Annotated in this window: 12 protein-coding genes; 3 read left to right on the forward strand and 9 right to left on the reverse strand. The window is 54.3% G+C overall.

Annotated features, from left to right (window positions below):
• Nucleotide 1: 1 nt before the first annotated feature.
• Genes AC3RCE_RS15285 through AC3RCE_RS15295 form a run of 3 tightly spaced genes read right to left on the reverse strand, consistent with a single transcriptional unit; the run spans nt 2 to nt 3,023 of the window.
• Nucleotides 2–1,054, reverse strand: a complete 1,053-nt coding sequence (locus AC3RCE_RS15285) for an NAD(P)-dependent oxidoreductase (RefSeq protein WP_492253382.1) — start codon at nt 1,052–1,054, stop codon at nt 2–4.
• The gene (locus tag AC3RCE_RS15290; protein WP_492253383.1) at nt 1,051–2,205 is read right to left on the reverse strand and encodes an acyl-CoA dehydrogenase family protein; all 1,155 of its coding nucleotides are present in this window, start codon (nt 2,203–2,205) and stop codon (nt 1,051–1,053) included. Before AC3RCE_RS15290 ends, AC3RCE_RS15285 begins: the two co-directional genes overlap by 4 nt.
• Nucleotides 2,202–3,023 carry a class II aldolase/adducin family protein gene (locus AC3RCE_RS15295; RefSeq protein WP_492253384.1) on the reverse strand — a complete coding sequence of 274 codons (822 nt, stop codon included), beginning with the start codon at nt 3,021–3,023 and terminating at the stop codon, nt 2,202–2,204. Before AC3RCE_RS15295 ends, AC3RCE_RS15290 begins: the two co-directional genes overlap by 4 nt.
• Before the next feature lie 784 nt (nt 3,024–3,807).
• On the opposite strand from AC3RCE_RS15295, the gene AC3RCE_RS15300 reads away from it, so the two are divergent.
• From AC3RCE_RS15300 to AC3RCE_RS15310, 3 genes are all read left to right on the forward strand, one after another.
• Nucleotides 3,808–4,491: a 2OG-Fe(II) oxygenase gene (locus AC3RCE_RS15300; protein WP_218294667.1), complete on the forward strand. Its 684-nt coding sequence runs from the start codon at nt 3,808–3,810 to the stop codon at nt 4,489–4,491.
• Between the two features lie 114 nt (nt 4,492–4,605).
• Entirely contained in the window at nt 4,606–5,424 is an 819-nt protein-coding gene (locus AC3RCE_RS15305; RefSeq protein ID WP_492253385.1) for an ABC transporter permease, read from the forward strand.
• Nucleotides 5,414–6,673 (forward strand): ABC transporter ATP-binding protein, encoded by a 1,260-nt coding sequence (locus tag AC3RCE_RS15310; protein WP_492253386.1) that lies wholly within the window; start codon nt 5,414–5,416, stop codon nt 6,671–6,673. The genes AC3RCE_RS15305 and AC3RCE_RS15310 overlap by 11 nt, the downstream gene beginning before the upstream one ends.
• A 23-nt stretch (nt 6,674–6,696) precedes the next feature.
• Here the strand turns inward: AC3RCE_RS15310 and AC3RCE_RS15315 are convergent, their stop codons facing one another.
• The 6 genes from AC3RCE_RS15315 to wecB form a co-directional block, all read right to left on the reverse strand.
• The gene (locus AC3RCE_RS15315) at nt 6,697–7,620 is read right to left on the reverse strand and encodes a class I SAM-dependent methyltransferase (protein WP_218294664.1); all 924 of its coding nucleotides are present in this window, start codon (nt 7,618–7,620) and stop codon (nt 6,697–6,699) included.
• Nucleotides 7,617–9,809: a glycosyltransferase gene (locus AC3RCE_RS15320; protein ID WP_492253387.1), complete on the reverse strand. Its 2,193-nt coding sequence runs from the start codon at nt 9,807–9,809 to the stop codon at nt 7,617–7,619. The genes AC3RCE_RS15315 and AC3RCE_RS15320 overlap by 4 nt, the downstream gene beginning before the upstream one ends.
• A 148-nt stretch (nt 9,810–9,957) precedes the next feature.
• Nucleotides 9,958–11,448: a polysaccharide pyruvyl transferase family protein gene (locus tag AC3RCE_RS15325; RefSeq protein ID WP_492253388.1), complete on the reverse strand. Its 1,491-nt coding sequence runs from the start codon at nt 11,446–11,448 to the stop codon at nt 9,958–9,960.
• Nucleotides 11,449–11,463: 15 nt separating this feature from the next.
• Nucleotides 11,464–12,624 (reverse strand): glycosyltransferase family 4 protein, encoded by a 1,161-nt coding sequence (locus AC3RCE_RS15330; protein WP_492253389.1) that lies wholly within the window; start codon nt 12,622–12,624, stop codon nt 11,464–11,466.
• Between the two features lie 2 nt (nt 12,625–12,626).
• Nucleotides 12,627–13,952 (reverse strand): glycosyltransferase, encoded by a 1,326-nt coding sequence (locus AC3RCE_RS15335; protein ID WP_492253390.1) that lies wholly within the window; start codon nt 13,950–13,952, stop codon nt 12,627–12,629.
• Entirely contained in the window at nt 13,927–15,009 is a 1,083-nt protein-coding gene (gene wecB, locus AC3RCE_RS15340) for a non-hydrolyzing UDP-N-acetylglucosamine 2-epimerase (protein WP_492253391.1), read from the reverse strand. The genes AC3RCE_RS15335 and wecB overlap by 26 nt, the downstream gene beginning before the upstream one ends.
• Between the last annotated feature and the right edge of the window lie 49 nt (nt 15,010–15,058).

The following is a 15,058-nucleotide window of genomic DNA, read 5'->3' on the forward strand; positions in this document are numbered from 1 at the left end:
ATCAGTACCCGCGCGCCCCGTCCACCACGTCTTGCAGCGGCTCCCCCTCCACATGGCGCGCCAGGTTGGCCACGAATTTGCGGGCCGTGAGCTGCGCCGCGCCCTGCGCCGCCCACGACACATGGGGCGTGAGCCGCACGCGCGGGTGGGTGTACAGCGGGTGGCCGTCGGGCAGCGGCTCGGGGTCGGTCACGTCCAGCGTGGCGCCCGCCAGGCGGCCGCTGTCCAGCGCATGCAGCAACGCCTGCTGGTCCACCAGGGCCCCGCGCGCAATGTTCACCAGGTGCAGCCCGGGCCTGGCGTGCGCCAGGGTGGCGGCGTTGATGAGGTGGTAGGTCTGCGCGGTGATGGGCAGGGCCAGCACCAGGTGGTCCGAGGCCGCGAGCAGCTGCTCGATGGAGGAGGCGGTGCGCACACCATCATCGCCCTGCACATTCGCTCCGCCGCGGCGCAGCACCGTGACCTGCATGCCCAAGGCCTGCGCCAGCCGCGCCACCTCGCGCCCGATGGCACCGTAGCCCGCGATGCCCAGCGCCCGCCCCTGCAGCGTGCCGGGCAGGTGCTGGTCCACCCGCGCAAACGTCTCGCGCCACGGCCCGGCGCCCGACACCTGCAGCGTGTCCCATGCGCGCTGGTGCGTCAGCAGCGCGGTCAGCACGTACTCGGCAATGGGCACGGCCGCCACGCCGCGCGAGCAGGTCACCTGCGGCACCTGCAGCAGCCAGGGCGGGAAGAAGTCGATGCCGGCAGATGCCACGTGCACCCATTTCAGCCGCCCGGGCCAGCCTGCGGGTGCGGTGGCCGGCGCCTGGCGCCAGCCGTTGCGCGGGCCGGTGAAAAGGATGTCCACATCGGCAGCGCGCTCCCAGGCGGGCACTGCGGCGTCGTCGGCGGTCAGCACGATGGGCAAGCCTGACGAGCCCAGCAGCGCATCGGCTTCGGGGCCTATCTGGTTCAGAACGACCCAGCGATCCGCATCAACCCTGGCGTCCGTGTCGTCACGTGCATCGACGTTCCCGCTGCCAGGGTCATGCGCAGTCAGCACCGCGCTCATGCGGCCCCCACGGCCAGCGCCCTGCGGCCCGCGGCAACATAGGCGCTGTCGTCCTGCGGCGTGTGCACACGGCCGCACAGCACATCGCGCAGGTGGCGCTCCAGCGGGTTCTTGCGCGCCAGGCCGTGGTTGCTGGTCAGCTCCAGCGCGGCCTGCACGGCCTCGATGGCGTTGCGCGTGGCCAGGGCCTTGACCAGGCCGCTGTCCACGGTGGGCACCAGCGTGCCGGCATCCAGGTCGTGGGCCAGGCTGGCGATCAGGCGGTCGTTGGTGAGCAGCAGGCCTTCGATGCGGCCCACGGCCTCTTGCGCGCGGGGCAAGGTCGCCAGCGGCGCGCCCAGGCTGGCGGGCACGCGCTCCCGCAGAAACTGCACCAGCCAGTCGCGCGCGGCGCGTGCCACGCCGGTGTACAGCGCGGCCAGCATCACCGTCATCTCGGCCTGCATGGCGGGCTCGCCGCGGGCCCAGTCCTGCGGCAGGCGCAGGTCCAGTGCGTGTGCGTGGGGGATCAGCACATCGTGCAGGTGCACATCGTGGCTGCCGCTGGCGCGCAGGCCCAGGTGGTCCCAGGTTTCCTCGATGCGGATGCCGGGCAGGCCCGCTCGCACCAGGAAGGCGCCGGTGCGCGGCGCGGCCTCGTCCGTGCGGGCCCACACCACATACCAGCGCAGGATGGGCGCGCCGGTCGAATACACCTTGTGCCCGCTGATGCGCCAGCCCTCGGCCGTGTGCCGCGCCACCGTGGCCGGCAGGCCGCCGCGCGCGGGCGAGCCCAGCTCGGGCTCTACGCGCAGTGCGTTGATCAGTGAGACCTCATGCACCGATTCATTCACCAGTTGCTGCGCCAGTGCCTGCGGCCAGGGCGAGCCGGGACGGCCCATGCCGCGCTGCTGGATGTACTGCATGGTCAGCACCAGCGCCGTGGCCGGGCAGCCCTGGCCGATGGCGCCGATCACCTCGGCCAGCTGCGCGGCCGACGCGCCCTGCCCGCCCAGCGACCGCGGCGCGGCCAGGGCCAGCAGGCCGGCCTGCTGCAGCTCGGCGAAGTTGGCGTGCGGAAAGCTCGCATCGCGGTCGTGCACCGCGGCGCGCGCACCGAACTCCACCGCCAGCGCGCGTGCGGCCTGCCCCCGGGTCAGTGGCGCATTCACTGCAGCACCTCGGGCTGGTCGCGCACGATGATGTCGAACAGGCTCTTGAACGCGAACTGCGCACCACCCGGCCCGCCGATCTGCGAATGCGTGCGCTGCGCGATCTCGTGCGGGATGGGCTTGGGGGTGCCGGCGGCTTCGGCCAGCAGCTGGGCCTGGCAGGCGTTCTCCAGCGCGATGTACCACCACGCGGCGGCCTCCACCGACGGGCCTGCCGTCAGGATGCCGTGGTTCTGCAAAATGACGGCCTTTTGCGCGCCCAGGGCTTCGCCGATGCGAAAACCCTCATCGGTCTCCAGCACCACGCCGGTGAAGTCGTCGAACAGCGCGTGGTCTTCATAGAAGATGCACGAGTCCTGTGTGAGCGCATCGAGCTTGCGGCCCAGCGACGACCAGGCCTTGCCGTAGGTCGAATGCGTGTGCGCGGCGGCCACGATGTCGGGGCGCGTCTCGTGCAGCGCGGCGTGGATGGCGAACGCCGCGCGGTTCAGTGGGCCCTGGCCCACCACGATCTCGCCGGCAGCGTTCACGAGCAGCAGGTCGGACACCTTGATCTGCGAGAAATGCAGGCCCAGGGGGTTCACCCAGAAGTGGTCCGTCCACTCCGGGTCGCGCGCGGTGATGTGGCCGGCCAGCCCGTAGTTGAAGCCCTGCTGCGCAAACAGCCGGAAGGCCACGGCCAGCGTCTCCTGCCGGTGGCGGCGCTCGGCCTCGACCGTGGGGCGGGCCGCCGGGGCGTCGAACCAGTCCTTGCGCCGGGGCTGGGCGTTGGGGACAAGAGTGTGAATGGCAGGAGTGGGTGTGAGGACTGCAGACATGGGCAATGGCTTTCGGAAGCGGAGAGGGTTGGCAAAAGCAAGAGGCGGAAGAACGCAGCCACCTTAGAAGTCCCCTCCTGCTTCGCCAACGAAGAAATCCGCGTGACCACATGCGGTTTTTGCATGCCCCACAGGAACGTTGTCCAACTCTATCGCCAGCGTAGCGCCAGAGCCCTTTCGTTCTGCGGTGGACCAGCCTTGCTGGGCAATGGACTGCGATTGCCAATGGTGGCGCCCAGGCGCGATGCCACGGGGGATGGGCGGCGCGGTTATGCCCCACACGCGCCAACTCTTTCGATGAGCGCCGACTTACACGGATTGGGCGCTCTGACGTCAGGCTCCCGCCGCGTACCAAGGCCGTGCTTCGGACATCTGTGACTGGAGGGCGCCGGGATGGATGTGCGCACGGAACCGCTTAGCGCAGTCCCACCCATCCGGCGAACGAAAACCCGTGGAAATCCGGAGCGATTCAGCTGGCGGGTCAAAATGGCTCGACCTGAGCCCGTCAATCAAGCATGTCCATGGCCGCGTTCGCCTCTCATCCTCTCCTGAATGATCACAGCGCGGCAACAGCGGCACGCTTGATAGGGTCGGGGCACGGACAACGCCCCCTACTGAAAAATCCGGCGAGAAGGCCTTCACACAACCGTCGCGCCGTGCGAATCTGCGGCCTCGGACGGGCGGCGAAGCGAAGTGCATACTGTTTCGACCGCGCGAAAAAACTCTCTTCTCCACGTTGTCAACGCTTCACCAACCTTCTCTTTTCATCATCAGTTATCAGACCATGATCGATTTTTCAAAAATTAGGGAATGTCGCATGAACACTCAGCCTTTTAGATGGGCTGAAATATCGAATCTCTATTCACAGGCCGATTGCGCTGCGCTTTCCGAAACCTATCCTCACGATCACTTCCGGACCATTGAGGCTTATGGAGGAGAGAAAGATTACCGGTATGACGCCCGTTCTCTGATTCCAATGGGCGAGCAAACCATATCGCATGCCGAATTCCTGAGTCTTCCATGGCAGCAACTGGCAAAAGACCTGCTTTCCACTGAATACCGGATGGCGATGTCGTCAATCACCGGCCTTGACTTGACTAGCCTTCCGATGGAGGCGCATGTGTACCACTATGGCCGTGGCGGACTTCTCGGCCCCCATCGCGATCTTCCTGAAAAAATGGTTACCCATGTCTTTTATTTCAACCACAAGTGGCACCCCACGGACGGAGGTTGCCTCGCCATCCTCAATTCTTCCGATGCAAAAGACATTGCCGCCTTGGTGAATCCGGTCATCGGGAATTCAGCCACCTTTGTGAGGTCAGACAATTCCTGGCATGAGGTGACACGGGTTTCAGAGCGAGCCAGCCAATCCCGGCGGAGCGTGACTGTGACGTTTTATCAGCCTGGATCCGTCAGTTCAATGTGGCCCGCAGGCGTGGAGATGGAATTGCACGACTACGCAGCTTGACCTGCTTTCTCGCTCAATGCACAGTCATCTCTGGTTTCGCTAGTTTTCAACGAAGCATTGAAAACAATCACCGGGACGCGGTTTTAACGCCAAGTTCGCAACCATTGGCAATACATGACCAGGCAGTCATTTTTTTATCTCGTCAATCTATTTATTCCCTGGACACACAGGGAACTTATCTTCTCATTAATTCAAAGAGAAATCCATTCCCGCTATCGAGGTTCTACTATTGGATTGATTTGGTCAATAATCAATCCTGCATTTACCCTTGCCGTCTACACGCTCGTATTCACAAAGGTATTTACAGTTCGCTGGCCTGGGGGGAAGGAATCACCCATCGAATTTGCATTGCTTATTTTTATTGGCATGACAGTTTTCAATCTATTCTCGGAGTGCGTGCTCCGCGCACCAGCATTGATTGTCACCAATACAAACTACGTCAAGAAAATAAAATTTCCCCTTGAAGCCCTGCCCTGGATAAGCTTGGGTGTGGGCATTTTTCACATGCTTGTCAGTTCTGCCGTATGGTTGGCCTTCTATGGATTGACGATGGGAGCACCACCTGCGTCATGCATTATTTTTCCGGTCATTTTACTTCCTCTACTCCTCTGCATACTCGGGCTCTCCTGGATTCTCAGTGCTCTCGGTGTATATTTTCGGGATATTACTCATATTATTTCAGCGCTATTGCTGCCACTCATGTTCTTGACGCCCGTCTTTTACCCGACAAGCGCCCTGCCTCCGGAGTTGCATCAGGCGATGGGAATGAACCCCTTGGCGCAAGTGATTGAAAATGCACGCATGGTAATTTTTTGGGGAGGCATACCAAATTTTATTGAATGGGGAGAATCGGTTATTTTCTCCACTATCTTTGCAATATCGAGCCTCTGCTTATTTCAGAAAAGTCGCGAGGGATTTTCTGATGTCCTCTGAATTCGCCATTGAAGTCGAAAAAATCAGCAAATGCTATCAAATTTATGACAAGCCGCAAGACCGCCTACTGCAAATGCTACCTTTCGCTGGGCAGCAGCGGTTTCGCGAATTTTGGGCACTGAAAGATATCTCATTTCGCGTCCGCAAAGGGGAAGCCCTCGGTATCATTGGCCGAAACGGAAGTGGAAAATCCACCCTTCTTCAACTGATCTGCCATACACTTCGCGCCACGTCGGGGCAGGTTCTGGCTCACGGGAAAATCGCTGCTTTGTTGGAACTGGGTTCAGGGTTCAACCCAGAATTCACCGGCCGTGAAAATGTCTATCTTAATGGAGCACTGCTTGGATTGAAGCGGGCAGAAATAGATGCTCGCTTTGATGAGATAGCCGATTTTGCCAATATCGGGGATTTCATCGATCAGCCAACCAAGACATATTCGAGTGGAATGCTCGTACGCCTGGCATTTTCGGTATCCGTCTGCGTAGAACCCGACATACTGGTCGTCGACGAAGCCCTTGCCGTCGGTGACGCGTCTTTTCAATTCAAATGCCTGGGACGGCTAGAAAAGCTGGCAGAAAAAGGGACGACTCTGCTGTTTGTATCTCATGACATGAGCATGATCAAGAGATTTTGCAACACCGCAATTTATCTCACCGAAGGAATGTTAAAGGCATCTGGAACCCCGGAGACAATATCCGAAATGTATTTGCTGGATATGCGAGATGAACAACGCCGGTGGGCCAGCGGCGGGAAGACATCGGTCGCTAGAAAAAAAGAACTGAACGAAGCCCGCATCGCATTTGGGACAGAAGAAGGTGAAATTATTTCAGCTAGGTTCACCAATACCGAGAGTCACTACTCATCATTTGCCTACGGTGAGACGATTGATATTGCCATCGGGTATAGGGTCAGCAAATCTGTTTTACTGCCGAACATCAGCATTACCATCCAGGAAGCCCGGCTGCTCGTGGTTGGCGGAAAAAACTTCGACCTCCCTTACTCCAATGTGGAAAGCGATTGGCGAGAGGGAACCATTACTTTCCACTTTCCAGCGATCCTGGCGGCCGGTCGATATCACGTCACCATCAAGCTGATGAATGGCCGCACCGAAGAGACCTCGCTGCTGATTGACAAACAAGTAGGTATCTTGAGTTTTGACACAGTAGCTCACGGAAGCAATTCATTTCTTGGTATCGTCGATTTAGGAATCGAAGCAAGCACCCCGATATCCAATACCCCTGACGAATGAAATTCTGCATCACCCTCATTCCGCTACGGAACCCGCACGACCCCAACCGCAAAATCAGTCGCAAAAAATTGATTTTCCAATAGCGTGTCTTCAATATCAAACAGCATCTGCAGCAGTGCCATTGAGCGTGAGTCAGTTTCTACAAAATTACCTGCGATTCCGTGCAGGGCGAATTGCAAAATGTTGCCCCCACAAGAATTAAATGCATGTTCAACAAAGTAATCAGACAGAACCGCACGGATATCTTGTGATCGAATTGCCTCGGAAGGGTCCACCCTGATCACGTCTGCTGGATCAGGAAGCTGAACCTTCAACTGTACTTTCCCAAAATGTTCCGGCTGAAATGATCGACGATATTCCGGAGGCAACAATCGGAATGCATTTTCAATGACCTCACGCTGGCGTTCTGAGAAAGCGAAGTGGTTCGCCCCAACATACTCATTAAAAAATACCCACCCCCCAGGTTTCAGGGCGACCCGAACCGACTCACAAACCGATTCCAGTTGCTTGATATGATGCAAGGAGCCATTAAACCAGACCGCATCGTAAATACTCTCGCCCAGCGGGGTTTCCTGAACATTCTGTACGTGATAGTTGATATTGGAAGCACCAATCAAATGCGCTTCCTTCCGGGCGATATCAATGGCACCGGATGCGATATCAATTGCGTCGCACTCGGAAAATGCATTCAGCCGAAAAAGGTCGCGCTCCAAGGTACCGCTGCCACAGCCAATGCTCAGCATTCTGGCCGAGGATGTCGAGCGGCGCAGGAATTCGCCCAGACAGTATTCCACCCACCAGCGATGATCTGTTCCCCTACAGGCAAGCCGCTGAAAACGCTGCTGAACAGCCGGTACAGCGAGCCAATAGACTTGGGGTGAAAAAGCATCTGAACTCGCCACATTCTTCGACCAATGGGCGGCAGTAATTTCGTCATCGGATTTCATTCCGTCTCCTGCCGATTGCGGTTGTGCGTGTGTGGCTTCCAAGCGCCCCATTTGCCTTCAAAGTAAGCCTGGTTTCTATCCCAGAGGGCCTGATACTCCCCTGTTTCAATCAATTTCCCAAACGATGCCTGCCCGTAATGATGAACAAAGGAATCTTCCGCGCACACTGTGCGATAGCCGGCAACGTGCATTCTTCGGCTGTAGTCATCATCCTCAAACATCCCAAGACCGAACATCTCATCCAGCGCTCCAATTTCATTGAAAACATCGCGCCGCATTGCCACGCAAAACATTGCAAGCATCGAGATGTCGAAATGGCGTCCAGCATGCGCAAGGGTATAGCGAGAAGCAAAGTCATGCATCTGCTCCAGGTTGAGGTAGTTTGTATCTATCTTTGCCTCATTTCCGATTGAATTGGTGACGGGCCCGACCATCCCTATATTCTCGTTCTGCAAGTGCCGAAGCATTGCTTCCAGCCAATCATTGGCGACCACAGTATCATTATTAAGCAATACGATATACTCCCCCTCTGCCAACGCAATTCCCTGATTATTCGCCGCTGCGAAACCTCTGTTGCTATTATTAATAACCACTTTTACCGTTGCGTGCTGGATCTGCATCTGTCGCAACATGTCTTCTGTACCATCAGAAGAAGCATTATCAACAACAATTACCTCATAGTTGGGATAAGTGGTCCGGGAAAATATGCTTTCGATACATTGTTTTGTGAGTTCGACGTTGTTATAGCTCACGATCACAATTGAGCACCTTCCATATAGCGCCTTGATGGCCTCATCGGTCGCAAGGTAGCGATGCCGCCAATCATTCTCTTTGGCCAGACCAATTCTTCGACTCTTTAAATCCGGGTTACTCTCGGCCAAAGCTGTTTCAATTTTTTCAAGAAAATCCTCAAACTCAGAGGCGAAGTACACATAATCTTGATATATGGCCATTTCCTCAAGTGGCACGCTCACAACAGGCTTCCCCGCGCTCATGAATTCGTAGAATTTCACCGGATCGACCGCATGCGTAACCTTGTTCAACTTGAATGGAATAAGGCATACATCAAAGCCATGGAGATAGCGAGGCATGTCTTCATAAGGCTTTCGACCCGTGAGATGCACGTTGGGCATCCTGTCAAGCCCAGCCATATCTTTGACAAAACAATCGCCGACTAGCACAAAACTCCAATTGGGGCGATTTTCTGCCAAGAAACGCAGCAGGGAGAAATCTATCCAAGGGGCCAAGGCGCCGTAGAATCCAATAACTGGTGTTCCCAAGTGAGCAAGCAAGCCATTTTCCACACATCGGTCTGCAAAAAAATCATAGTCCACCGCATTTCGGACAAGGAGGCATTTTGTATTTTTTTGCATCCATTTTTTTTCTAGAATGGATGCCGTGACCGTTACCAAATCTGCATGTTTAACCAGTATTTCTTCTTCCTCTACAAGTTGCACTCCAATATCTGGAAAATCAGCCCATTCATCCATGCAATCATATTGCACACGCCAGGAACGTGATTTCTGCAGATCAATGGACAACGCCGTCCAGTAAGACAGATGAACAACAACCAAGGCTGCCCTTATTTCCGCATCAAGCGCCAAGCGGGAAAATGACTCGTTCCCAGCCCTTCGATTGGAAGGCGACATTCGCTCCGAATAGAAATCCTCATATTCATTAAATGCAAGGCTCACTTCGAATATTTTTTCGGCTACCTGCCTCAACTCATAGGGAGCGCCGCGCGCAGGCATTTTTGAGCGGACAATATAAAATACACGGTGACCATGGCCAGCAAATTGAGACATCATCTGCTGTGGTCTTTGATACCGGGCAGACCACTCAATATTGGCAAAACAAACAATATCAATTTTCCCATTGCATACCTTACCGAGCAGTGGCATGGCTGGTACATGCTGGGATGGAACTCCCTGCAACTGATTGTTTATCGATTCCGCATGCAGCCTTCTTTTAATGCGCCTTGGCAAAAGCATATTGCCAAGCGTACGGGCCAGCGTCGAACGGTCGGCCAGCAGATATATAAGGTCGACAAGCAGATATTTCAGGCTTTTGCGACGCCACTCCAACGTCATCCTCGCGGCGTCAACCTCTTTTTTTAGCCAATCAATGGCAATGTCTCGAGACGCAATTGTCTCCTTGCCGAGGATCAACTCCCGTTCAATTTGCTGCATAGTCTGCCGCATTGCAGCTATTTCGTCACAGCACGCGCAACCGGGGAAGCATTCGCAGCCCCCATTGCTGGTGGTGCGCACGGAGTTCGCGGAGGAATTTTCCTGCGGCTCTGAATATGTCTTCATGAGAAAATAGTGTTAATTTGCTTCAGATAGACAAACCTTGCACCCAGCGCCACGCACTGCGCAAGGGAGCAGTCATTCTCCAGGAAATGGATTCCTGCATTTCAAGCAGCCTTTTTTCAAGCTCGAGCGACCTCTCCGATGCGTCGACCAACTGCGTTTTTGCTGCATCAAGCAAATTTTTGCTGTCGCTCAAACGAGCCTCAAAATCTTGCAGTTCCCCGGGGGATTCTGACCTGGTGGCTCCAGCCCGTCGAGATTCACGTTCAAGAATGCCAGGCAGTGACATCCAAAAAGCATTCATGACGACCATGGAATCGGTCTTGCCACTCCGAACCATATCGGCAACATGATCCCAGTAATTTTCCAGCACATCATTTGCCTCCATGGCCAACTGCGAAGGTTCTTTTCGGCCAATCCGCTGGGACAGCCATTCGGGATCATCGCAGCCTGCCGGCGGCAGCGGATGCACGGAGCTGTATTTGGAAAGTGCCGTGAATTTTCCTTGGGAAAGATCACTGGAACTGAACACCGGAATACCACACGACAATGCTGTGATCGCAAGATGATAGCTGTGCCCCACAACAGCCTCGGATCCGCTGATCAATGATGCCAGGGCCATTGGCGACGGCCATTCACCGAGACAGAAAGTACCTGGGAGATCAGCATCGATGAACGATTCGTGGTCACAAAGCACGGGGCCAAGGCGGAGGAGAAGGAAACTAAGGTTCGGCAGCTCAACTCGAAATTTCTTGACATAATCAGTAAATCGCTCGAGATTTTGAGTCGCTTGAATAACTATGTAGGGCGTCTTGAGGCCCAAGTACTTGAGGATTGCATCTGCCTCATCGGTTCCAGAATGAGATTTCAAACAGCGTCCAATTGAAAATGCTGTATCAGGCATCACATGCACACGCTGCGGGTCAACAAATGGCATGAGCGCGGTTTTCGAGGGCTCGTCTCGTACTGCAATATGAGTACTGCACTCCAGAGCCAGAGAAAGTAGCGGATGGCTCCAGCTTGGTATATCGTTGCAGTGCATGCCCGGTGCATTCCATATCACCGGAACACCATGTTGTGCACCAAGCAATGCCGGGGTCAGCCAGTATCCTGTGGGATGTTGAATCCACGCTACCGGCGGCTCATATCCAGGGGCGATGAATTTATCAAAACGTACAATAAAACCGCCGCCGATCAGGATCGCATCAAGACCACTGGCCATGCGGGGCAGGTCCGCAAGTGATTCCACCCCATATGGCCAATCCTGCGAAGATTTGGCGTGATAAGAGAAGGGGACGAGTTCAATGTTCCCGAGCCTTTGAGAAAGCTCCAGTTCAGCAATGATCGGAAAAAGCAGATCACCATAATTTTGAACATCAAACGTGCCAAAGATGCCAATGCGCCAGGAACGTTGATTTTTCATTGCATTGGAATCGCTTGTATTCATTTCTCGCGTTTGCAAAAACTGCTGACGAGGTAAACCATCACGGTCAACCAGACCAATATTATTCATCATCGATAGATCAGAGATCTAGGATACTCCATCACGACCCGGACTCATACTTCTCTGCACTTGGTTTTCATGCGCGCTTTCTAGGATCTTCAGCGTCGCCAATCCCGCTCGCTCCCACGAAAAACTCGAAGAGTGCCTGAGTGCATGCTCGCTGAGTTCCTGTCTCAAGTCTTCGTTGGTGATGAGTCTGGCGAGTCCGTCAGCAATTGAATCCACATTGAGGGGATCTACGAGTACACCTCCTCGCCCAACCACTTCTGGAAATGCTGACGATACGGAAGCCAGCACCGGGGTTCCAAATGACATTGCTTCCGCTACCGGCAAACAAAAGCCCTCCAGAAGAGACGGCGCAGCCAAGCATTGCGCATGCCGATACAGTGTTGACAGAACCTGATCATCAACATTTTCCAGGATGACCACCTTGTCCCTGATCCCCAGGGCTTCAATATCATTCTTCACGGAATTTCGGCCCCAGCTCGCAGCCCCCACCAGCACCAAAAGAATTTTGGCCTCCGTACGGTCGATCATGCGTCGAAAAGCCTGCAGCAATCTTGCCAAATTCTTTCGGGGCTCGAAGCTGCCCACAAACAGTACATATGGCCTTTCAATACCCAAGCTCCTTAAATGAACGAGCGGCAATGGGGGGGGCATATGCGCCCCGCCTTCGGTTGCAACTGACACTTTTTTCCGGACCGATTCCCCAAAATACCGTTTGATATCCTCCGCCGTTGATTCCGAGATCGCGATGATCTGTTGAGCGGCCGCAAGGCTTCGAGGCATGAAGAAGCGGTCCAGGCAGTATGTGACGCGGCGCATTGTTTCTGGCTGCTTCAGCCAGCAAAGATCATGAACGGTCACTGTTGTGGCTGTTTTTCGTGGTAACGACCACGGCAATCTATGCGCGGGACTCCAGTAGACATCGGGCTGATCAATGCTCCCCCAGATGACTTGCGAGAAGAACAGACTGGCGATCCTTCCGACATCACGGGGAAAGTAATCGGATCGACAAGTCACATTCGGCAGCTGGACATAATGAGCCGCTGGACAAACCCTTCCATAGAGCAACCAGTGATGCCGGCCTTGACTCTGCTCAATCATCAACGGCAGCAGGCATTTTATGTACCTCGCAATACCTGAACCGGGTATTTCAAGCATGCTGATGTCCACGGCTATGCGCATAGCTACATTTCCTTTTTCTTTTTTTGTTCCGAATCATCTGCCGATCCGGTATTTTTTGAGGTTTCTAAAATTCTATGGATCACCTCCTTGTAATGAATTGCTCTCTTGCTCCACGCAAACTCGGCAATGGCACTCTCATTCCGCAAAAACATCGATTCCAGGGCCCCGCCCAACCAGCACGCATGAATTTCGCGAAGAGTATGCTCAATTGAAGCTGCATTGTTCTGGATAACCCATCCCGCGCAGACTCGCATGATCAGCGCTCCGGCCTCATCCGTGGCCGCACTGGAAATATGCAATATAGGAGTGCCTGCACCAAGATATTCATAAATCTTTCCTGGAATCTGGAATGGCTGGCTATTGCCAATGCTAAGCAGCACATTGCAATTCTGCTGTGCCAAAATGCATTTCCCATGATCGGCAACCCCATGAAATTTGATGCCTGAAATACCGTCGAACAGTGATTGATACGCGACGTGATTTCCGTAAAAGTCGACTGAGATATCCAAATCACGAAGCGATCGCAACGCTATTGCCAGCTCGACGGGCGAACGGAAATCTGCGTAAAAATTCCCGGTATATACAAGGCGTAGAGACTTCGATCGATCGCGGTTTTCAATAAATCCACTATTTTTACTTGGAAACCCCTGCGCGATGCATGTGAATTTTCCGTCAACATCATGCAGGTCATGGCGCTTTCTCAAAAGATCAACAACAGCCGTTGTCGTCACCACCATCGCATCAGCATGGGTGATAATTTTTGCCTCAAAGGCCAGATCAATTCGCTGACGCCAGCGCGGCGTATAAGGAGCAACGACCGGGTCAGCAAGATCGATGATGAGTGGAATTCGAAAGATCCGTTTGGCCAGGAGGCCGAGAAGAAGGTCGGCCCCGGGCTCATGGGAAGCCACGATTGCACTGAATTTCGTCGTTCTGAGCAAGTGAATCAAACGCAAAGATGCGGTGGGTACCCATTCGGTACGCAGATCAGGAAATATGATCTGATCGAGTGCACGACGCCCCCAGCGATGCATTTTTAGCCAAATGGAGTCACCGCCAATGGGGCCCACAACACCAGCACCTTGTGATCGCCTGGATATATATAAATAGGCACTCTGCGAAAAGCCAACATACGGCCCAGGCCAAACCCGGTGGATGATCACTCCAGGCGCAAAATCCTGGTGAAAGGGTGGCAATGCGGGCATATCGGGACAAAGTACATGCACTTCTACGCCGAGCCTTGCCAGTTCATTCGCCAGATAGAACCATCGTAGTGACTGTGCTGAGACGATGGGAGGAAACTCATAGGCGATCAGAAGAATGCGCATAGCTACTTTTGGTCAATGCCTCTTGCAATATATCCACAATTCTTGCGGATGCACGGCCATCGCCGTAAGGGGAGTTTCGCGATGAAAATGATTGATAGAGAGCATCATCATCAAGCAGCTGCAACGATGAGTTGACAATGGAGTCAAAATCACACCCTACCAGCTTCGTCACTCCAGCGTCTATGCCTTCGGGTCTTTCAGTTTCATTGCGCAAAACAAGCACAGGCTTTCCCAATGATGGCGCCTCTTCCTGGACTCCACCAGAGTCAGTCAGTATGAAAAATGCAGATTTCATGGCCGCAACGAAATCCACATAATCAAGCGGCGGGACAAGGCGAATCCTAGGATGATCCGAAAGATATGCATATGCTGCATTTTTTATGGCAGGATTCGGGTGAACCGGAAAGAGAATAAAGATGTCATTCCGCACATCAGCCAGATGTCTTGCCGCTCGGCATATTTCAAAAAAAGGTTCCCCGATATTCTCCCTTCTATGTGCGGTAAACAGTATCATTCTGTATTTTTCAAATTCCGATGATACCGGTGATGGACAAAGATCTGCCGTATAGAGCAATGCATCAACAACCGTATTACCAGTTACATGAATGGTATTGGCGGCTTTTCCTTCCTCAATGAGATTATTTCGAGCAATATCCGTTGGTGCAAAATGCCACCGAGCCATATTTCCAACCACAACACGGTTCATTTCTTCTGGAAATGGATTGTCATAGTCCCTGGTTCGCAAGCCCGCCTCCACGTGCGCAAATGGAATGCGAAGATAGAATGCAGCAAGCGCTGCAGCCATTACGGATGTTGTGTCCCCTTGCCCAATCACAATATCCGGTTTTTCAGCCTGAAAACAACGATCCAGTTCACCAAGCAACCGAATCGTCAGTTTCGACAGGCTTTGGTTTGGCGCCATCACCTCACAAATGATATCTGGAGCCAGCGAAAAATGAGAAAGCATCTTCTCGACCAGAACAGGATGCTGTCCTGTCGAAACAATTCGCACTGATGCCCAGCTGGTGCTACGCAATGCGATAATCAGCGGCGCCATTTTAATGGCCTCTGGCCTGGTGCCAACTACGCAAATTATTTTTATTCTG

This window comes from Acidovorax sp. GW823-FHT05D11 (genome assembly GCF_058795695.1).